Here is a 19,166-nt window from a genome sequence, read left to right as displayed (position 1 = left end):
TCACTTCCAGCCGCTCGATCTGGCCGTGATCGCCTTGGGGAGTGGGCGCACCTGATCGCGAATGGCTGCAGCTCTGATCACACCATGGGCGCCTGGGACAGCCCCTCAGCCCATGGCGAAACCGATGGCAAAACCCATGGCGAAACCGCCAAAGCGCCGCGGGTTGGCACCGCAGCATGGCTTCGTGCGCCACGGATGCGCAGCCCCCGTTCAGCCATGAGCGACGCAGTCCCCTTCCAGTGGCAGGGCCATCGCCTGGAGCTGCTGGCCGGGCGGGCGATCTGGGATCCCGATCGCCGCACCCTGCTGCTGGCCGACCTGCACCTGGGCAAGGCCGAGACCTTCCAGGTCCATGGCGTTCCCCTGCCCACGGATGGGGATGCCGCCACCCTCAACGCCCTGCTCGGCCTGGCCGATCGGCTGGGCCCGCGCCAGGTGATCGTGCTCGGGGATCTGATTCACAGCCGCCTGGGATTGACCGCCACCCTGCGCGCCAAGCTGGCGGCCCTGCCGGAGCTGCTGGGCTGTCCGCTGCGGCTGGTGGGCGGCAACCACGAACGCGGCAGCTGGATCGCCGATCTGCCCCAGGAGCCCTCCCAGGCCCTCGGGCCCTGGTGGCTCAGCCACGAGCCCGAGGCCTTGCCAGGCCATCTCAACCTCTGCGGCCATCTCCATCCGGTGGCCGTCGTCGGGAACGGCGCCGACCGGCTGCGCCTGCCCTGTTTCAGTTACTGCCGCCGGCAGGAGAGGCTCGCCCTGCCGGCCTTCGGGCAGCTCACCGGCGGCCATCCGCTGCCGCCCGGGGAGGAACAGTGGCTCGTGGCCGAGGGATCCGTGCTGGCCTGGCCCTGCGCCCCCTCCCTCACCCATCGGCGGCGAGGGCGCGCACCACGTCACCGCGGGTGAGCACCCCCACGGGCCGCCGCGCCTCATCCAGCACGAACAGGCGCTGGGTGCTGGCCTCATGCAGCTGTTTCGCCGCCCCGGGCAGGGGAAGATCGCCCGCGCAGGTGTGGGGATGGCGGCCCATCACCTCCCCCACGGTGCTGCCCAGCACCTGGTGCACCTGCTTGTCCCACTGGAGGGGGTTGCGCAGGTAGATCACCGCATCGAGCAGCATCACGTAGGGGCCCGCATCGAAGCCGCTCTCCCGCACCATCAGGTCCTGCTCGGTCAGCTCCCCCACCAGGCTGCCGTCGGCATCGAGCACGGGCAGGCCGCTGACGTGGTGCTCACTCATCAGCTTCACCGCCTCCTGCAGGGGGGTGTCGACACCCACACTCAGCACCGGGCTGCTCATCACGGCGGAGACGGACTGTTGGACCACGGGCGAGGACGACGGCATGGAGGCATTCTGAGCCTGAGCCTGGGAGGCGCCGTGGGGCCGGAGAGAATGCGACGCCTGGCCGATGGCCTCACCCTGCTGCGGGCCTGGCTGGGGCTGCCCCTGCTGCTCGCCCTGCTGCTTGACCGGGGCGCCCTGGCCTGGCTGCTGCTGCTGCTGGGGGGCCTCAGCGACTGGGCCGATGGGGTGATCGCCCGCCGAGCCGGCGGTGGATCCGTGTGGGGGGCCCGCCTGGATCCCCTCACCGACAAGATCCTGATCAGTGCCCCACTCCTCTGGCTGGGAGCCCAGGGCATCCTGCCGCTGCTGGCGGTCTGGCTTCTCCTGGCCCGGGAGCTGCTGATCTCGGGCTGGCGGAGCGGGCAGGGCAGCGGAGGGCCCGCCTCCCTCGCCGGAAAACTCAAGACCGTCCTCCAGTTCGCCAGCCTGCTGCTGCTGCTCTGGCCCTGGGCGGGAAGGGAGGTGCTGATGCAGCTGGGCTGGTGGCTGTTCTGGCCGTCCCTGGCCCTGGCCCTGGCTTCGGCCTGGGGCTACCTGCGCCAGGCCTGACCAGGTGGCTCAGGCCCCCAGCAGGACCGCATCGGTGCCGAAGTCCGGCGTGGTGGGTGCGCGCAGGGCATAGTCGTGGTCATAGCTGTCCACGAGGGTGGCCTCGAGGTCGAAGGCCGGCTCCCAGGCCAGCTCGCGCCGCACCCGATGGGTGTCGGTGAGGAAATGGGCCATGCGCAGGGGGAAGGCCTTGCGTGCCTTCCGCTCCAGTCCGGCAGGATCGAAGCTGCGGATCTCCACCGCGCCGGGGTCCCGCCCGCAGGCCCGCGCCGCGGCCTCGACCAGCCCCCGGAAGGTCACGCCCTGCGTGCCGGTGCAGTTGTAGATCCGGTTGGCCGCCGCATCCACCTCGATGCAGCGGGCCATGGCCGCGGCCAGATCCCGGACATGGCCCAGCTGGGTGATGGTGGTGCCATCGCCAGGGAGGGGCACCGGTCGGCCGTGCAGGATGCGATCGAAGAACCAGCTCTCCACGGGGTTGTAGTTGCCCGGCCCCACGATGTAGGTCGGCCGGAAGCTGGTGAAGGGGATCCCCTGCTGCTGGAGCCAGGTCTCCGTCTCGGCCTTGCCGGCGTGACGGCTGGCCGGGTCGGTCGGGCTCTCCTCATCCAGGGGCCAGAGCTCGGAATCGGCGTAGACACCGGCCGAGCTCACATACACGAACCGGTGGCTCGGCGGCCCGGTGCGCTCGATCACGGCACGGGAATCCGCCAGGGTGCGGCCCGAACTGTCCACGATCACCTCGAAGGCACGCTCCGCCAGCACCTCCAGATCGGCGGAGCTGCTGCGGTCACCCACCAGGTGCTCCAGGCCGGGGGGAACGGGATGACGCCCCCGGGTGAAGAGCGTGAGGGCATGCCCCGCCGCCTGGAGCTGCTCCACCAGGGGCTTGCCGACGAAGCGGGTCCCCCCCATCACGAGAATTCGCATCGATGCCCCTGACGCCTGCGGCGCCATTCTCAGGGTTCAGGGGCAGCGGACCCGGAGCAGCCGCTGCGCATGGGCTCTCGGGTCCTGGAGCCTCAGGCCGCGCTCGGCGATGACCAGAACGCCTCCAGCTCGGTGATCGGCCGGGGACGACCGAACAGAAAGCCCTGAAGCCTGGAGTAGCCCATCGCGATCAGCAGATCGGCCTGCTCCCTGGTCTCGACCCCCTCGGCGGTGACGGTGAGGTCGCAGGCCTCACCCATCTGGAGCATCACCTGGCAGAGGGCCCGGGAGCGGGGGGCGTGCTCGATGTCGGCCACAAAGGAGCGATCCACCTTCACATGGGAGAAGGGGAAGGAGCGCAGGACCGCAAGGGAGGCATAGCCGGTGCCGAAGTCGTCCAGGGCAAGACGGAAACCACAGTCGGCCAGGTCGTGCAGCAGCCGCAGCAGGTCGGGATCCGCATCCAGCTTGTGGCTTTCGGTGAGTTCCAGGCAGATCGCGTCGCACGGCACCCCCGCCTGACGCACCACCCGGCGCAGCTGGGGCAGCAGATTGGGGGAGCGGAGCTGCAGCACCGAGAGGTTGACGTTGATCGCCAGCTCCCGCTGCCGGATCACGGGGTCGGTCAGCAAGGTGCAGGCGGCCTGGAACATGGCCAGGCCGATGCGGTCGATCCCTCCGGTCTCCTCCGCCAGGGCAATGCATTGATCCGGCCGGATGCCCGAGAGTCCGGCGATGGGGGAGACCCGGAACAGCAACTCGAGGGCGACGATCCGATCGAGCCGGAGATCGACGATCGGCTGGGCATGGGGATTGAGCAGACCCTCGCCCACGATCCCCTTGAGCCGTTGCACCGCCTGCAGGCGAGCCAGGGACGGGGGGACGGGACTGGCCCCGAGGGAGAGGGAGTCCACGCCGCGAAGATGGTCAGCTGCCATGGTGCACGACCCGTCAGGACAGCAGGGCCCAGGGCCCGGGGCCAGGCCGATGGCCTGATCGATGGCGCTCGCTCGCCATGGGGATGCCGGGAGACAAGGCCTTCCAAGCGAACAGCAGCGAAGCCGAACCGGCCACCGCAGGCCTTCCAGCTCTCCAACCGCACCCAGGCCGCAGGCCGCTCAGCCCCTCAGCAGGCGCGCCCAGAGGGGCACGGTGAGCAGGGCCAGCAGGGTGCTCCACAGGACCAGACTCGCCGCATCCGCCGCACCCGCCCCGTCGCCGCCGGTGGCTGGAACGGGGTCCTCCGCCCCGTCGCCGCCGGGCTGAACCGCCTCGGCCAGCAGCAGGACCGAGACGGCTGTGGGGGTCGCGGCCTGCAGGACCACAGCGGCCCGGGCCGGGGCAGGGAGATGGAGCAGCTGCAGAACCCCCAGGGCCAGGAGGGGGAAGAGCAGCAGCTTCACCACCACCGCCGGCCAGAGGCGCGGCGGCAGGGGCACCGTCAGCGCCGGGGCCATCCGCAGACCCACCATCACCAGCGAGAGCGCCACGATCACCCGGGCTGGCCACCACACCAGCGCAGCCAGCGGGTCCCGCCACGGGGTGAGCTGCACCAGCAGCGCCGCCGCCAGCCCCCGGATGGCGGGGCTGGAGAGCAGCGAAGCGATCAGCAGACGGGGCCGCAGGCCCTGAGCACCGATCAGCACCGGCCCCAGGCTCCAGGTGAGCAGGGTGGCGGCGAGGTCGTAGCTGACGCTGTAGCCGATCACGTCCGCGGGGAGCAGGGCCAGGGCCGCCGGGATGCCGAAGTAGGCCGTGTTGCCCACCACGGCCCCCAGCTGCTCCACCGGGGCGCGCAGCCAGCGACCCACGAGCAGCAGACCAACCGCCACCATCCCCAGGGCCAGGGCCAGCACGTCGGCGAAGCGCCAGTCGACACCGGCGCGCAGCAGCAGGCCCATCACGCTGAAGGGAACCCCGTAGCGCACCATCAGGGGGGCCAGACGGGTGGCCAGACCGGGCCAGCGGCGCGCCAGCAGCAACCCGGCCAGCAGGGCGGGCACCAGCTCGAACAGAAAGGCCACGACCCATCCAGACCCTGCCCCCAGGATGGCGGCCTTCGCTGACGACCCATGCGCCTCGGCCAGGCCTACACGGCCCAGTCCCCCGTGCTGGTGCGGTCCCAGGGCCACCGGCACTTCAGCGTGGTCGGCCAGCGGGGCAGGGGAAGGACGCGGGCCGCCGAGCTGGCCGCCGTGCTCGCGCCGGGTCTGCGGCTGGTGGTGCCCCTGGCCGAGCTGCGCGACAGGCGGCTCTGGCAGCCTGGCTGGCAGCAGCTGCGCCGTCCCATGCAGATCATCCCCGCCATCGACCTGCTGGACGGTCACTGCGTGCGGCTGCACCAGGGGGACTACGGACAGGTGACCCGGTTCTCGGATGACCCCGTCGCCCAGGCCCTGGCCTGGCAGGAGCAGGGGGCGACGCGCCTCCACCTGGTCGATCTGGATGGCGCCCGCAGCGGCGCCCCGGTGAATGATGCCGCCGTCCGGGCGATCACAGCCGCCCTGGCGATCCCGGTGCAGCTGGGCGGCGGGGTCCGCACCCTGGAGCGGGCCGACGACCTGCTGGCCTTCGGGCTGGATCGGGTCATCCTCGGCACCGTGGCCCTGGAGCAGCCCGACCTGGTGGACACCTTGGCCGCGCGGCATCCGGGCCGGATCGTGGTGGGCATCGATGCCAAGGACGGCAAGGTGGCCACCCGCGGCTGGCTGGAGGAGAGCCAGACCGAGGCCACGGCCCTGGCCCAGCGGTTCAGCGCCAGCGGAATCGCCGCCATCATCAGCACCGACATCGCCACCGATGGCACCCTGGCCGGCCCCAACCTCGAGGCCCTGCGGGCGATGGCGATGGCCAGCAGCGTGCCGGTGATCGCCTCCGGCGGCATCGGCCACCTGGAGCACCTGCTGTCGCTGCTGGCGCTGGAGCCCCTCGGGGTGAGCGGCGTGATCGTGGGGAGAGCCCTGTACGACGGCCGCATCGATCTGCCGGAAGCCATCCAGGCCATCGGCGAAGGGCGGCTCCAGGACGTCGGTCCCACCGCCAGCTCCGCCTGCATCGGTTGATCCGGGGGACGCCGCCGGGGGGCGCCGCCGCGTGGCCAGCCGCCCGACCAGCCGCCCGACCCTGGCCAGACCGTAGCCGGATCGGTTGCGGTTTCCCCTATAACAGAATGTGATCCCAACGGTGCCACGGTTGAGCGCAGCAGGCCTGCCACTCTCGGAGCTGCCGGTTCCTCCAGAGGCATCGGCCCGTGCAGCCGAGCCCGCCGCACCGGTCGCCGACGTCGAAGCCGTCTACCGGCGCTGCCGCGACCTCGGCATGCGGCTCAGCCGTCAGCGGCGCATGGTGCTCGATCTGCTCTGGGCCGAGAGGAGCCACCTCAGTGCGCGCGACATCTTTGAAAAGCTGAACAACCTGGGCCGCAACATCGGCCACACCTCCGTCTACCAGAACCTCGAGGCGCTCCAGTCAGCTGGGGTGATCGAGTGCCTCGACCGCGCCAATGGCCGCCTCTACGGGTACCGCAGCGACCCCCACAGCCACCTGACCTGTCTCGATTCCGGCGCCATCCAGGACCTCGACGTGGCCCTGCCTGCGGACCTGCTCCGCCAGATCGAGCGCAGCACCGGCTACCGGATCGAGGGGTACACCCTCCACCTCAGCGGACGCCCCGTCACATCCGAGCTGGAGAAACCCGCCTGAGCTCGTTACCTTGGGCCATCACCATGGCCTGGGTGTGTGAGTCCGCAGCTTCTGCTGTTCGCTGAACCGCTCGTGGCGAACGGGCTGAAGCGCCTGCTCGAGGATCAGCTCGAGGGGATGGGTGTGATTTCGGCCGCGTCGGCGCTGCAGGGTGCCCCCGAGCTGGTGATCTGGCGCCCGGAGATCTGGCGCCCTGAGAACGGCAGCGATGCCAGCGTGCTGCGCCGCGAGGCCCTGCTGCTGCGCGAGCGGTGGCAACCCGCTCCCCTGCTGATCCTGCTGCCGCCGGGGCACCGGTTCGCGGCCTCCGCCCTTCTGGATCTTCCGGCCCATGGCCTGCTGGAGGCCCCCAGCCCGGAGCAGATCATCGACGCCGTCACCACCCTCCGCTCCGGCGGCCGGGTGGTGCAGCTGTGCTCCCCCGGCACCCCCTCCCCGTCCCCCCCTCCCCCCGCGTCCGGCGTCGGCCTCGGCCAGTGGCTGCTGGTGGGCGGGCTGGAGCAGATCGAGACCGTCCGCGCCCAGTGCCGCCGCCTGCTCGACCCGCCGCCCGCCAATCCCCTTCACCAGTGGATGCTCGAAGGTCGGCTGCGGGAACTGGCCTGCGCCCGCCAACTGCTCCTGCTGCTCTGGGGGCCGCTCAGCCTCGCCTGGGGGCTGCCCGAGGACAGCCCTGCGCCCGCCCACGATCCTGCCGACGCGTCCCGGGGCACCCAGCTCACCCTGCAGCAGCGCAACGCCGAGGGAATCTGGCTGGCGGTCCGCGGCCGGCTGGAGAGCTCCATCGCGGCAGGGCTGGCCAACCACAGCGGACAACTGCTGGCCATCGAAGGGTTGAGCCCCGCCCGCTGCGCCGATCTGCTGCTGGCCCTGCTCGATCAGCTGGAAGGGCTGCGGGCCCAGCTGGCCGCCGAGCCGGCGTCGCCGGCGGTGCTGAGGGAGCGCTGGGTCTCCCTCCAGCCCCAGCTCCGTGAGCAGGCCCTGCGGGCCATGGCCAGCCCCTATGTCCAGCTGCCCCGACAGGGAGCCCTCCAGCCCGTGGCCAGGACGCTGATCGAATCCAGCGATCTGGCGGTCGACGATCCGGAACTTCCCGATGCCCAGCCGATGCTGGCCACGCTCGTGATGGCCCAACCCCTGCTGGTGGACGGGCAGCTGCTGGCCGCCGACGAACTGCGGGCCATCCTCCAGCTGGAGCGGCTGGTGGCGAACTGGCTGGTGCGCACCGCTGAGCTGCTGGCCGCCGAGGTCCTGGCCTGCTGCGGCCCCTGGCCCGAGCTGCGCCGCTACCTGCTCAGGGCCGACCTGCTCTCGACCCGCAATCTGGAACGGCTGCGCAACCAGTTGAACGCCCAGCAGCGCTGGAGCGACTGGTTCGAGCGGCCGATCGCGCTCTACGAGAGCCGCCGCCGGCTGCTGTGCGTCGATGCCGGAACCATCGGTGCGGTGAACCTGCTGGAACCCCGCGATGCCGAACTCCGCCGCCTGCGCCCCCTGCAGCAGCTGGTGACCCTGGCGCTGGAAACCCGAGACGCCCTGGCCCCCCAGCTGCGCCAGCTGATCCAGGGGGTGGGGAACCTGGTGGTGGTGCTGCTCACCCAGGTGGTGGGGCGGGCCATCGGCCTGATCGGGCGGGGCATCCTGCAGGGGCTGGGCCGCGGCGTGAGCCGTCCCTAGATGCCGGCACGCCAGGCCGGCGGGGCTTGGCTGCACAATGGCGCCACCAGGCAAGGGCTGAGGCGAAGGGCATGGGCTGCACCGCGAACAGGTCGCCGATCAGGGCGCCGTTGTCCCTGATCCGGCGCTGGCGGGCGCGGCTGATGCCCGTTCTGGCTCTCCTGCTGGCGCTCGGGCTGTGCAGCCAGCCCGCCGCCGCCGCCCTCACCAACAACACCTACGACGGCAACATCTACGCCCTCTATGCCGGAAACGGGTCCCTCGTCCCGCCGCGCGCGTCCCTGGCCCAGACCCTGGAGGAACACCGACCTGCCCTGCTGGTCTTCTACCTGGATGACGATGCGGGCAGCAAGCAGTTCTCCCCGGTGGTCTCGGAGCTGCAGCGCCTCTGGGGCAACAGCGTCGAGCTGATCCCCCTGGTGACCGACCCGCTGCAGAACAGGGGCGACGGGGGGGCCCGCGACCCGGCCCATTACTGGCATGGACGGGTGCCCCAGGTGGTGGTGCTCGACGGCGATGGCCAGGTGCTGCTGGATGCCGAGGGGCAGGTGGCGATCGAGCGGATCAATGACGCCGTCAGCACAGCCACGGGCATCCCCCTGCCGGAGGGGTTCAAGACCAGCGGCACCATGAGTTTCAACGAGCTCAACACGGAGGTGGTGAGCCGCTGATGACGCCCGCCGATCCTGCGCCGCCCACCCGCCGGGAGACCGACAGCCTGGGCGCGGTCGCCGTGCCGGCGGACCACTACTGGGGCGCCCAGACCCAACGCTCCCTGCACCACTTCCCGTTCGGCCAGGCCATGCCCCTGGCGGTGATCCATGCCTTCGGCCAGCTCAAGGCCGCCTGCGCCGAGGTGAACCGGGACAAGGGGCGGCTCGACCCCCAGCTGGCGGACCTGATCGTGGCGGCGGCCGAAGAGGTGGCCACGGGCCAGCTGGATGGCGAGTTCCCCCTCCGGATCTGGCAGACGGGGTCCGGCACCCAGACCAACATGAACGTCAACGAGGTGATCGCCAACCGGGCGATCGCGGCGGTCGGCGGGGTGCTGGGCAGCAAGCAGCCGGTGCATCCCAACGACCACGTCAACCTCAGCCAGTCGAGCAACGACACCTTTCCCGCTGCCCTCCACCTGGCGGTCGCCGTGGCGCTGGATGGGCAACTGATTCCCGCCGTCACGGCCCTGATCGAGGCCCTCAGCACCAAGGCCAGGGCCTTCAGCCGGATCATCAAGATCGGCCGCACCCACCTGCAGGATGCGGTTCCGCTCAGCCTGGGGCAGGAATTCGGCGGCTATGCCGCCCAGCTGCAGCTAGGTCTCGAGAGCCTGCTCGCCACCCTTCCCCAGGTGCACCAGCTGGCCATCGGGGGCACGGCGGTGGGCACGGGCCTCAATGCACCCCACGGCTACGGCGAGGCGGTGGCCGCCAGGTTGCGCGAGCGCCTCGCTCTCCCCTTCACCAGTGCCCCGAACAAGTTTCAGGCCCTGGCGGGGCATGAACCCCTGGCCGCCGCCCACGGGGCGCTCACCGTGCTGGCCGGATCCCTGCTGAAGATCGCCAACGACATCCGCTGGCTGGCCAGCGGCCCCCGCTGCGGGCTGGGCGAGCTGGTGCTCCCCGAGAACGAGCCGGGCTCCTCGATCATGCCCGGCAAGGTGAATCCCACCCAGTGCGAGAGCCTCACCATGGTGGCCGTGCAGGTGATGGGGAACAACGGTGCCGTGCAGATGGCCGCCAGCCAGGGCAACTTCGAACTGAACGTGTTCAAGCCGCTGATCGCCCACAACGTGATGGAGAGCATCGAGCTGCTCAGCGGCGCCTGTACCGGCTTCCGCACGCACTGCATCGAGGGGCTGCAGGCCAACGAGGCCCGCATCGAGACCCTGCTGGACCAGAGCCTGATGCTGGTCACCGCCCTGACCCCGGCCATCGGCTACGACCGGGCCTGTGCCATCGCCAAGCATGCCCACCACCACCAGCTCAGCCTGCGGGAGGCCGCACTGGTGCTGGGGGAACTGAGCGCCGAGGAGTTCGACCAGTGGGTGCAACCCGAGCGGATGGTGGAACCGCCGGGCGGAGCCTGAGCCTGGCCACCGCCCTGCGCCGCCCTGCCCTGCGCTTGGTGTCGTCGGCTACCGGGATGCCCCCCGGCGCTGGATACGGTCCTTGGGTCCCCCTGCCCCGATGCCCCTTCCGATGACCCCATCGCCCCACCTCCGGGCCCACACCCGGCCCCTCGCCCGTCGTCGTCCCCTGGGCCAGAGCGTCATGGTCCTGCTGGCCGCCCTGGGTCTGCTGGGCCTGCAGGCCGGTTCCGCCCTGGCCCACCCGGACCATCACCAGCCCACCCAGCAGGGCCAGAACAGCTCCCACCAAGGGCAGAACAGCGCTGAGCACGGGCACGATCACCAGCACTGAAACCCGTCAGCTGCGGAGTTGGTAGTCATCGGCACCGAGCGCCGAGCCCGCTTCGCACACACTTCACGAGCGGACAGGTTCTAGGGTTCCGGCCCGTCACCGCGGTGGTTCTCCACCCGGTGCCAGGGCGACTGGTCCAAGAGAGCCCCACCGGCCACGCCGGTGCACGGAGGGACAAAAGCCCGGGAGACCGCTCCATCTCCAGACTCTCCAGGCACCCCCCATGACCTCCTCCTCAGGCGCCGACGGCGCTTTCGAACGGCTGCATCCCACGGAGGGCATGCGTGCCCTTGAGAAGGAGCGTGCGCTCCCGCTCACCGGCTGGCAGCAGGAGGTGGATCAGGCCCACCGCTACGGCCTGGAAGCGGCCGACAGCATCGTGGATCGCCGCATCTCCACCTTCTCGCGCGGTGAGCTGCCCCACTACGCGGGCATCAACACCTTCATGAAGGCCCCGTACATCGAGGATGTGAACCGGGTCGGGGAGTTCGACGTGGCCATCCTGGGGGTGCCCCACGATTCCGGCACCACCTACAGGCCAGGCACCCGCTTCGGCCCCCAGGGCATCCGCCGCATCTCGGCGCTCTACACCCCCTACAACTACGAAATGGGCGTGGATCTGCGCGAGCAGATCAAGCTCTGCGACGTGGGCGACATCTTCACCATTCCCGCCAACAACGAGAAGAGCTTCGACCAGATCTCCAAGGGGGTCGCCCACGTGTTCAGCAGCGGCGCCTTCCCGATCATCCTCGGCGGCGACCATTCGATCGGTTTTCCCACCGTGCGGGGCGTCTGCCGCCATCTGGGTGACAAGAAGGTGGGCATCATCCATTTCGACCGTCATGTCGACACCCAGGAGATCGACCTGGACGAGCGGATGCACACCTGTCCGTGGTTCCATGCCACCAACATGGCCAACGCGCCGGCCCCCAACCTGGTGCAACTGGGCATCGGTGGCTGGCAGGTTCCCCGGGAGGGCGTCAAGGTCTGCCGGGAGCGGGGCACCAACGTGCTCACCGTCACCGACATCTGTGACATGGGCCTGGAGGCGGCGGCGAAGTTCGCGATCGAACGCGCCACCGATGGCACCGACTGTGTGTACATCTCCTTCGACATCGACTGCATCGACGCCGGCTTCGTCCCCGGCACAGGCTGGCCTGAGCCCGGCGGGCTGCTGCCGAGGGAAGCGCTGAAACTGCTGGAACTGATCGTGCGCAACGTGCCGGTCTGTGGCCTGGAAGTGGTGGAGGTCTCCCCCCCCTACGACATCAGCGACATGACCTCCCTGATGGCCACCCGGGTGATCTGCGACACCATGGCCCACCTGGTGGTGAGCGGCCAGTTGCCCCGCAAAGCGCTGCCGTCCTGGATCAGCAGCACCTGCAACATGCAGGTCGACCAGGCCTGGAGGTGAGCCATGCACGAAGTCGACATGACCAAATGTCTGCTGCTGGCGATGGAGGACTGGAAGCGTCGGCACAGCCCGGCGGTTCCCCGCGTGGGCACCGTGCATCTCCTGGTGGGTGCGTTCACCTGCGTCGAACCCGACCAGCTGGTCTTCACCTGGAAGGCCGCGGTGCAGAACACCTGGCTGGCCGGGGCCGAACTCGCCATCGAACCGGTCGCCCTGGTGGGCCGCTGCGTGGCCTGCAACGCCACCTACCAGCCCAGCGCGGAAGAGGCCTACCGCTCACCCTGCTGCCAGCACCCGATGGAAGAGATCGTGAGCGGCCGGGAACTGAAGATCCGCTCCGTCGATTACAGCCTCGAGGGTTGCAGCCTCGAACCCGCCAGTCCCTCCCTGTCCCCCTGCTGCTGATCGCCATGCACATGCCCCTGCAAGACACCCTCGGCCTCAACCTGCTGGCCGCGAACCAGCACCAGGCCGACCACAACCGCGAACACTTCGATGGCTGGGATCTGCTCTGCCTGAATGTGATGAGCAGCCCCGGTGCCGGCAAGACCTCCCTGCTGGAGCGCTCCCTGGCGCAGCTCGCCGGCAGCCACGCCATGGCGGTGCTGGAAGGTGACATGACCACCCAGCTCGATGCGGAACGGCTCGAAGCGGTGGGGGTGCCCGTGGTGCCGATCACCACCGGGCGGGCCTGCCACCTCGACGCGGCCATGGTGAGCGGGGGGCTGCGGCTGCTGCGCCAACGGCTGGATCCCGCCAGCCTCGATGTGCTCTGGGTGGAAAACGTCGGCAACCTGGTCTGTCCGGCCGAATTCGCGGTGGGCGAACACCGCAAGGTGGCCCTGCTCAGCGTCACCGAGGGCGAAGACAAGCCCCTCAAGTACCCGGTGATGTTCCGGGAGGCCGACTGCGTGCTGATCACCAAGACCGACCTGCTCCCCTACCTGCCGGTGGACGTGGAGCGGATCGAGGCCCACATCCGCCAGGTGAATCCGCGCTGTGCCGTGATCCGGGTCTCCGCCACCAGCGGCGAGGGCCTCGAGGCGTGGCATGCCTGGCTGAACCAGCAGCTGGAGATGCTCCGGAGCGCACGGCAGGCGGAGGGCGCGGTCCCCGTCCTGGTGGCGTCATGAGCGGCGGCGGCGTACCGGGCGGAGCCACGGCCCTGCCCCCCCTGCCGGCCCTGCAGCTTCGGGCCGGCCTCACCGGCGAGGAGGCCCAGGCCCAGCTGCAGGCCCAGGGCGTTCGCTATGCCCTGGCCAGCTTCGTGGACCTGCACGGGGTGTGCAAGGCCAAGGCCGTGCCGATCGACCACCTGCCCGCCATGCTGGCCGGCTCGGAACTGTTCACCGGCGCCGCCCTCGACGGGGTGCCTCAGGACGTGAGCGACGACGAAGTCGCCACCCTGCCCGATCTGAGCTCGGCCACCGTGCTGCCCTGGCGGCCTGACACGGTGTGGATGGCCAGCAACCTCCAGCTCCACGGCCAGCCCTTCGAGGCCTGCAGCCGCACGATCCTCTGCCGGGTGCGCGACCAGGCGGCACGCATGGGCCTGCGTTTCAACCTCGGCGTGGAGACGGAATTCTTCGTGCTGCGGCGCGGCCCCGACGGCGAACTGATGCCGGCCAGCGCGGCCGACACCCTCGAGAAACCCTGCTACGACCTACGCGGCCTGCTCGACAACCTCGACTGGCTCGATGAGCTGGTGCGGGCCATGAACGGCCTGGGCTGGGGCGTCTACTCCTTCGACCACGAAGACGGCAACGGCCAGTTCGAGACCGATTTCGGCTACGCCGACGGTCTGATCACCGCGGATCGGGTGACCTTCTTCCGGCTGATGGCCCGGGAGATCACCCGCCGCCATGGCCTGATCGCCAGCTTCATGCCCAAGCCCTTCGGCGACCGCACCGGCAGTGGGGCGCACTTCAACATGTCCCTGGCAGACCTGGCCAGCGGCAGCAACCTGTTCACCCCCGAGGACGGACGGGCCGGCTGGGTGAGCCCCCTGGGCCGCCAGTTCATCGCCGGCATCCTGCGCCACGCCCCGGCCATCTGTGCCGTGATCGCCCCCACGGTGAACAGCTACAAGCGCCTGGTGGTGCAGGGAAGCATGTCGGGCTTCACCTGGGCACCGGTGTTCATCTGCTACGGCAACAACAACCGCACCAACATGCTCCGCATCCCCGGTGCGGGCAGCCGGGTGGAGTGCCGGGCCACGGACAGCGCCTGCAACCCCTACCTGGCCGCCGCCCTGCTGCTGGCGGCCGGATTGGAGGGCATCCGGGAGGAGCTGGATCCGGGCGAACCCAACCTGGTGAACGCCTACCGGCTGAGCCCCGAGGAACGCGCCCGCCGGGGCCTCACCACCCTGCCTCGGACCCTGGGCGAGGCGATCGAGGCGTTCGCGGTGGATCCGCTCGCCCGCGAGGTGTTCGGCGAGGCCATGGCCGACGCCTTCATCGCCTTCAAGCGCGAGGAATGGGCCAGCTACCACGGCACCATCTCCCGCTGGGAAACCGAGCGCTACCTGGAGCTGTTCTGAGCCATGGCCCCCAGGTTCCGCCGCCCCATTCCCCCCTGAGCGCTTCCGGCCCCGCCTGCCGCGCCCCCACCTTTCCCTCTCCAACCTTTTTCCCATCCCCCTCCAATGACCCCAACCCGAAAGCCCCGAACCCGCCAACGCCTGCTCGCCACCCTGCTGCTGCTCGGCCTGGGTGCCGGTGCCCTCTCGGCCTGCAGCCAGCAGGGCGGCGGCAGCTCCGACACCCCGGTGCGGGTCGGCTACAGCGCCTGGCCCGGCTGGATTCCCTGGAAGGTCACCGAGGAGAAGGGCCTGTTCGGCATCCCGGTGACCCTGCAGTGGTTCGACGGCTACCTCGACTCGATCAACGCCCTCAACGCCGGCCAGCTGGACTGCAACAGCCAGACCCTCAACGACACGATCAGCTCGATCGCCGGCGGGGCGGATCTGCAGGTGGTGCTGACCAACGACAACTCCACCGGCAATGACCAGATCATCGCCGCCGAAGGCATCAGCACCATCGCCGATCTGAAGGGCAAGAAGGTGGCGGCCGAGGAGGGCACGGTCGACCACTACCTGCTGCTGCTCGGCCTGAAGAAGGCTGGCCTGGGCGCCGACGACATCAGCTTCGTGCCGCTGGAGACCGGAGCGGCGGCCGCCGCCTTCGTGGCGGGCCAGGTGGATGCGGTGGGGGTGTTCGCGCCGTTCACCACCCAGGCCCTGAAGCGATCCGGCAGCGCGACCCTCTTCTCCTCCAAGGAGTTCCCGGGGGCGATCAGCGACCACCTCGTCTGTCGCACCGAGTTCGTCAAGCAGAACCCGGAGAAGGTTCAGAAGCTCGTGGACGCCTGGTTCGCCACCCTGGCGGAAATCAAGGCCAATCCCGGCCCCTCGCTCACCATTCTCAGCCAGCGCGCCGGGGTGTCCGAGGAGGAATACAAGGCCTACGACGCCGGCACCACGATCTTCAGCCTCGAGGACAACCTCAAGGCCCTGGAAGCCGGGGACACGATGGCCTCGCTGCCCTACGCAGCGGATCAGATCAGCACCTTCCTCCAGAACGTGGGCCTGGCCAAGACCCCACCCAAGCTGGATGGTCTGTTCGTCGACACGTTCGTCAAAGCGGCGAAGTGAGCTGAGGGAAACCCGCCACCATGACCTCTCCCGCCAGCAACTCTGACCTGGTCGACGCCGCACCGCTCGCGCCGGCCGCGATGGAACGGCTGAAACGCCTCAGCCAGCACCCCTGGGTGCTGGGGCTGGCGGGGGTGCTCATCGTGGTGGTGATCTGGACAGCCGTCACCAGCGCCGGGCTGGTGGACCCGCTCTTCCTGCCCAGTCCGTCCGGCGTGATCGCCGCCGGGCAGAGCCAGGCCGCCCAGGGTGTGCTCTGGGCTGACCTGGTCGCCAGTGTGGGGCGGGTGTTCGGGGGCTTTGCCCTCTCGGCGGTGGTGGCGCTGCCCCTGGGCATCGCCATGGGCACCAGCACGGTGATCTGCCGACTGCTGGAGCCGCTGATGGCCCTGATCCGCTACATGCCCGCGCCGGCCTTCATCCCCCTGCTGATCATCTACTTCGGCCTGGGCGAACTGCCGAAGATCCTGCTGATCTTCATCGGCACCCTGTTCTTCAACACCCTGATGATCATGGATGCCGTGAAGTTCGTGCCCAACGAACTGGTGGAGACCGCCCTCACCCTGGGGGGACGCACCTCCCAGGTGCTGGTGCGGGTCATCACCCCCTGCATCGCCCCGCAGGTGATCGACGCCTACCGCATCAACATGGCCTCGGCGTGGAATCTGGTGATCGTGGCCGAACTGGTGGCCGCCAACGAAGGGCTGGGCAAGCGCATCAGCCTTGCCCAGCGGTTCCTGCGCACCGATGAGATCTTCCTGGGCCTGATTGTGATCGGGCTGATCGGCCTGCTGATCGATCTGGGCTTCCGCCTGCTGATGCGGCGCACCTGCCGCTGGGCCAACTGATCTGTCCCTCGGCCCACCGAACAGCACCTCCCATGCATCTCAGCGTCGACAACGTCTCCAAGACCTTCGGAGTGGGTCGCACGGCGAAGTGCGTGCTCGAGGGCATCAGCTTCGAGGTGAACACCGGGGAATTCGTCGCCCTGGTGGGCAGCTCCGGCTCCGGCAAATCGACGGTCATGCGCCTGGTGGCCGGACTGGACCGCCCCACTGCCGGGGTGATCACGGTGGACGGTCAGCCCGTGCGGGGCCCGGGCTCGGACCGGGGGATGGTCTTCCAGAAGTACAGCCTCTATCCCTGGCTCACCGCCGCCCAGAACGTGGCCTTCGGCATGGAACTGCAGGGGCTGGCCAGACGGGAGATCCGGGAGCGCACCGGCTACTACCTCGAGGTGGTGGGCCTGGGCGAGTCGGCCCGGCGGCTGCCCCGCGAGCTCTCCGGGGGCATGCAGCAGCGCGTCGCCATCGCCCGGGCCCTCGCCGCCCAGCCCAAGGTGCTGCTGCTGGATGAACCCTTCGGAGCTCTCGACCTGCAGATCCGCGAGTCGATGCAGGAATTCCTGCACAAGCTGTGGCAGCGCACCGGGCTCTCGGCGCTGCTGATCACCCACGATCTCGAGGAGGCCCTGCTGCTGGCCCAGCGGGTGCACATCATGGCGCCGCGGCCGGGACGGATCGTGCGCAGCGTGCAGGTGGACCTGGACCACCAGAACATGGCCCACCTGCGCGTCTCGCCGGAGTTTCTGAGCCTGCGGGAGGATCTGGCCCAGTGTCTGAGGGGCCTGGAGCCGGCCCTGGCCGGATGAGCGGCAACGACCCTGCCCGGCTGGGCTCCCCCGCGTTTCTGCCGGCGGATCTCTATGGCTCGGCTGCCGCGGCCCTGGCGGAACGGCAGCGCTATGCCCCCCACTTCTGGCACCCCGTGGCCGCCGTGGACGCCCTCCCGCCCGGCCACGGCCTCGCCCTCGAGCTGCTGGACCTGCCCGTGCTGCTCACCCATCCGCCGGGAGAGCAGCCCCGGGCCTACCTGAACCGCTGCCCCCACCGGGGGGTGGCGCTGCTGGAGCCGGCCGCAGCGTCCAGGGCCTGCCGGCGGCTGGTGTGCCCTTACCACGGCTGGACCTACGGCCTGGACGGTCAGCTGCTGGCGGCCGCCCGGGAATCGGACTTCCTGGAACCCTTCCAGCGGCAGGACTGGCCCCTCCAGCCCCTGGACTGCGCGGTGATGGGCCCGCTGATCTGGGTCGCCATCGGCAGCGATCCCCTCCCCCTGGAGCAGCAGCTCGATCTGGTGCTGGCGGAGGCGGGTGAGCGGTTCGGAACGCCACGGCAGCTGCTGGCCCAGACGACCCTGGAGCTGGCCTGCAACTGGAAGATCGCCCACGACAACACCCTGGACGACTACCACGTCGCCATCGCCCATCCCCAAACGCTGCACCGGTACCAGGGGCCGGTGCGCGACTACCGCCATGCGTTGAGTCCCCATGGTTCCCTGCTCGCCACCCCCATGGCGGACGGCGAATTCCTCACCTTCGGTCTGGCCCCCTGGACGCACCTGCTGCTCTGGCCCGATGGTCGGCTGGCCGTGATCAGCTTTCCGCCGCTCAGCCTGGAGCGCTGCCGGATGGATCTGTGGCTCCTGGGCGAACCCTCCCAGGCGCCGATGGCCCCAGCCTGGCTCGAGTCGATGCTGACCTTCCTGGAGGAAGACCGCCGCCTGGTGGAGTCGGCCCAGCGGGGCTACGCGAGCGGCCTGCGGCCCGGGCCTCCCCACCGCCTCGAACGGCGCCTGCTTCAGCAGCAGCAGCTCTACGACACGCTGATGGGCCTCAGGCAGCAGGATCCAGCGCACCGGCACGGATCCAGCACGCCATCGCCGCATTGATCGCCAGCAGATCCGCGACGGGGGCCCGCGTGAAGGGGATCTGGGGCAGGTACCCATCGGGCCCGAATTCCGGTGTCACCGTGGCGGGGCTGGCGCCGGGGGCGCGAGCGGCGAGGAAGAGCTGCCAGCAGCGCCGATGGGCCTCGAGGGCCTCGGCCCATTCGGGAGCGAACGGATGCCCCACCGATGGGCCCTGGGGGTGACCCACCCGGGCATGGATATGGTCCACCCGCGGCGCGATGGACGCGATCGGCTCCAGCTCAGGCGTCATCAGCCGTTCCGCCACCACGCACCAGTGGCTGATGTCCGCCGTGAGACGCAGCGAAGGGAAGGCCTCCAGATACGGATGGATCATCCAGGGGCTGTAGAAGCTGCGGGAACGGTGGGTCTCGAAGCTCACCGGCAGGCCGCTGGCCGCCGCCAGCTCGAGAGCCCGGCTCCAGAAGCCTTCCTGGAGCGGCCAGCGCCAGTGATCACAGCCGGTGATCACCGTGACCTTCAGGGGCTGGTAGGCCGCGCCGCGCTCCAGCTGGCGCTCCAGCTCAGCGAGGTGGCTCTCCGGGCTCCGCGTCGGCTCAGGCACATAGTCACCGCCTGTCACCACCTCCAGCACCAGGGCCAGGTCCGCGGCAGCAAGGGCCTCCAGCACAGCAGAAGGGGATCGGCCAAGCAGGCAGGGGTGGTTCAGATTGGCCTCCAGGCCATCGAAACCATGTCGACCAGCGCGGTCGATGACCTGCTCCA

At 70.0% G+C, this 19,166-nt stretch carries 21 protein-coding genes, 1 pseudogene and 1 riboswitch; of the genes and pseudogenes, 17 read left to right on the top strand and 5 right to left on the bottom strand.

What is annotated here, in order from left to right; genetic code table 11:
• Positions 1-216: 216 nt before the first annotated feature.
• Positions 217-906, top strand: coding sequence for a ligase-associated DNA damage response endonuclease PdeM (pdeM, locus tag ACLNEE_RS09025; protein ID WP_412007008.1), 690 nt, complete (start codon positions 217-219; stop codon positions 904-906).
• Here the strand turns inward: pdeM and ACLNEE_RS09020 are convergent.
• The gene (locus tag ACLNEE_RS09020; RefSeq protein WP_411421472.1) at positions 863-1,327 is read right to left on the bottom strand and encodes a CBS domain-containing protein; all 465 of its coding nucleotides are present in this window, start codon (positions 1,325-1,327) and stop codon (positions 863-865) included. The genes pdeM and ACLNEE_RS09020 overlap by 44 nt on opposite strands.
• A gap of 66 nt (positions 1,328-1,393) precedes the next feature.
• Here ACLNEE_RS09020 and ACLNEE_RS09015 point away from each other — a divergent pair, with 66 nt between their 5' ends.
• Positions 1,394-1,894, top strand: coding sequence for a CDP-alcohol phosphatidyltransferase family protein (locus ACLNEE_RS09015; RefSeq protein WP_412007007.1), 501 nt, complete (start codon positions 1,394-1,396; stop codon positions 1,892-1,894).
• Positions 1,895-1,903: 9 nt separating this feature from the next.
• On the opposite strand, the gene ACLNEE_RS09010 is transcribed toward ACLNEE_RS09015, so the two are convergent.
• From ACLNEE_RS09010 to ACLNEE_RS09000, 3 genes are all read right to left on the bottom strand, one after another.
• Positions 1,904-2,824, bottom strand: a complete 921-nt coding sequence (locus ACLNEE_RS09010) for an NAD-dependent epimerase/dehydratase family protein (RefSeq protein WP_411421470.1) — start codon at positions 2,822-2,824, stop codon at positions 1,904-1,906.
• A 92-nt stretch (positions 2,825-2,916) separates the two neighbouring features.
• Positions 2,917-3,762: an EAL domain-containing protein gene (locus ACLNEE_RS09005; protein ID WP_411421469.1), complete on the bottom strand. Its 846-nt coding sequence runs from the start codon at positions 3,760-3,762 to the stop codon at positions 2,917-2,919.
• Positions 3,763-3,942: 180 nt separating this feature from the next.
• Positions 3,943-4,848: an AEC family transporter gene (locus tag ACLNEE_RS09000; RefSeq protein ID WP_411421468.1), complete on the bottom strand. Its 906-nt coding sequence runs from the start codon at positions 4,846-4,848 to the stop codon at positions 3,943-3,945.
• A gap of 48 nt (positions 4,849-4,896) precedes the next feature.
• Here ACLNEE_RS09000 and ACLNEE_RS08995 point away from each other — a divergent pair.
• The 15 genes and pseudogenes from ACLNEE_RS08995 to ACLNEE_RS08925 all read left to right on the top strand — a co-directional run.
• Positions 4,897-5,085, top strand: a pseudogene (locus tag ACLNEE_RS08995) (TIGR02450 family Trp-rich protein); the annotation flags it as partial.
• 27 nt (positions 5,086-5,112) lie between these two features.
• On the top strand, positions 5,113-5,886 hold the full coding sequence (gene hisA / locus ACLNEE_RS08990) for a 1-(5-phosphoribosyl)-5-[(5-phosphoribosylamino)methylideneamino]imidazole-4-carboxamide isomerase (RefSeq protein WP_411421497.1): 774 nt from the start codon (positions 5,113-5,115) through the stop codon (positions 5,884-5,886).
• Positions 5,887-6,046: 160 nt separating this feature from the next.
• Positions 6,047-6,526 carry a Fur family transcriptional regulator gene (locus ACLNEE_RS08985; protein ID WP_411421496.1) on the top strand — a complete coding sequence of 160 codons (480 nt, stop codon included), beginning with the start codon at positions 6,047-6,049 and terminating at the stop codon, positions 6,524-6,526.
• Between the two features lie 36 nt (positions 6,527-6,562).
• Complete coding sequence (locus tag ACLNEE_RS08980) at positions 6,563-8,203, top strand: DUF3685 domain-containing protein (protein WP_411421467.1); 1,641 nt, start codon at positions 6,563-6,565, stop codon at positions 8,201-8,203.
• Between the two features lie 71 nt (positions 8,204-8,274).
• Positions 8,275-8,874, top strand: coding sequence for a thylakoid membrane photosystem I accumulation factor (locus ACLNEE_RS08975; protein ID WP_412007006.1), 600 nt, complete (start codon positions 8,275-8,277; stop codon positions 8,872-8,874).
• A complete protein-coding gene (fumC, locus tag ACLNEE_RS08970) occupies positions 8,874-10,289 on the top strand; it encodes a class II fumarate hydratase (protein ID WP_411421465.1) in 1,416 nt (471 codons plus the stop codon). The genes ACLNEE_RS08975 and fumC overlap by 1 nt, the downstream gene beginning before the upstream one ends.
• Positions 10,290-10,401: 112 nt before the next feature.
• Positions 10,402-10,623 carry a hypothetical protein gene (locus tag ACLNEE_RS08965; RefSeq protein ID WP_411421464.1) on the top strand — a complete coding sequence of 74 codons (222 nt, stop codon included), beginning with the start codon at positions 10,402-10,404 and terminating at the stop codon, positions 10,621-10,623.
• A 69-nt stretch (positions 10,624-10,692) separates the two neighbouring features.
• A riboswitch (guanidine-I (ykkC/yxkD leader) is annotated at positions 10,693-10,814 on the top strand.
• A gap of 32 nt (positions 10,815-10,846) precedes the next feature.
• Positions 10,847-12,037 carry an agmatinase gene (gene speB / locus ACLNEE_RS08960; RefSeq protein WP_411421463.1) on the top strand — a complete coding sequence of 397 codons (1,191 nt, stop codon included), beginning with the start codon at positions 10,847-10,849 and terminating at the stop codon, positions 12,035-12,037.
• Between the two features lie 3 nt (positions 12,038-12,040).
• Positions 12,041-12,442 carry a hydrogenase maturation nickel metallochaperone HypA/HybF gene (locus ACLNEE_RS08955; RefSeq protein ID WP_411421462.1) on the top strand — a complete coding sequence of 134 codons (402 nt, stop codon included), beginning with the start codon at positions 12,041-12,043 and terminating at the stop codon, positions 12,440-12,442.
• Positions 12,443-12,447: 5 nt separating this feature from the next.
• A complete protein-coding gene (gene hypB / locus ACLNEE_RS08950; protein WP_411421495.1) occupies positions 12,448-13,170 on the top strand; it encodes a hydrogenase nickel incorporation protein HypB in 723 nt (240 codons plus the stop codon).
• A complete protein-coding gene (gene glnT, locus ACLNEE_RS08945; RefSeq protein WP_412007005.1) occupies positions 13,167-14,579 on the top strand; it encodes a type III glutamate--ammonia ligase in 1,413 nt (470 codons plus the stop codon). The genes hypB and glnT overlap by 4 nt, the downstream gene beginning before the upstream one ends.
• Positions 14,580-14,684: 105 nt before the next feature.
• Positions 14,685-15,692 (top strand): ABC transporter substrate-binding protein, encoded by a 1,008-nt coding sequence (locus ACLNEE_RS08940; protein WP_411421460.1) that lies wholly within the window; start codon positions 14,685-14,687, stop codon positions 15,690-15,692.
• Positions 15,693-15,712: 20 nt separating this feature from the next.
• Positions 15,713-16,540, top strand: a complete 828-nt coding sequence (locus ACLNEE_RS08935) for an ABC transporter permease (RefSeq protein ID WP_411421459.1) — start codon at positions 15,713-15,715, stop codon at positions 16,538-16,540.
• 32 nt (positions 16,541-16,572) lie between these two features.
• A complete protein-coding gene (locus tag ACLNEE_RS08930) occupies positions 16,573-17,343 on the top strand; it encodes an ABC transporter ATP-binding protein (protein ID WP_411421458.1) in 771 nt (256 codons plus the stop codon).
• A complete protein-coding gene (locus tag ACLNEE_RS08925) occupies positions 17,340-18,422 on the top strand; it encodes an aromatic ring-hydroxylating oxygenase subunit alpha (protein WP_411421457.1) in 1,083 nt (360 codons plus the stop codon). Before ACLNEE_RS08930 ends, ACLNEE_RS08925 begins: the two co-directional genes overlap by 4 nt.
• On the opposite strand, the gene ACLNEE_RS08920 is transcribed toward ACLNEE_RS08925, so the two are convergent.
• Complete coding sequence (locus ACLNEE_RS08920; RefSeq protein ID WP_411421456.1) at positions 18,367-19,071, bottom strand: hypothetical protein; 705 nt, start codon at positions 19,069-19,071, stop codon at positions 18,367-18,369. The two genes, ACLNEE_RS08925 and ACLNEE_RS08920, sit on opposite strands and share 56 nt — an antisense overlap.
• Positions 19,072-19,166 lie beyond the last annotated feature (95 nt).

Source organism: Aphanothece stagnina RSMan2012 (assembly GCF_046764815.1).
Classification (GTDB): domain Bacteria; phylum Cyanobacteriota; class Cyanobacteriia; order PCC-6307; family Cyanobiaceae; genus NIES-981.
The sequence above is the reverse complement of the archived record's forward strand: the minus strand, read 5'-3'. Positions and strand labels throughout refer to the sequence as shown.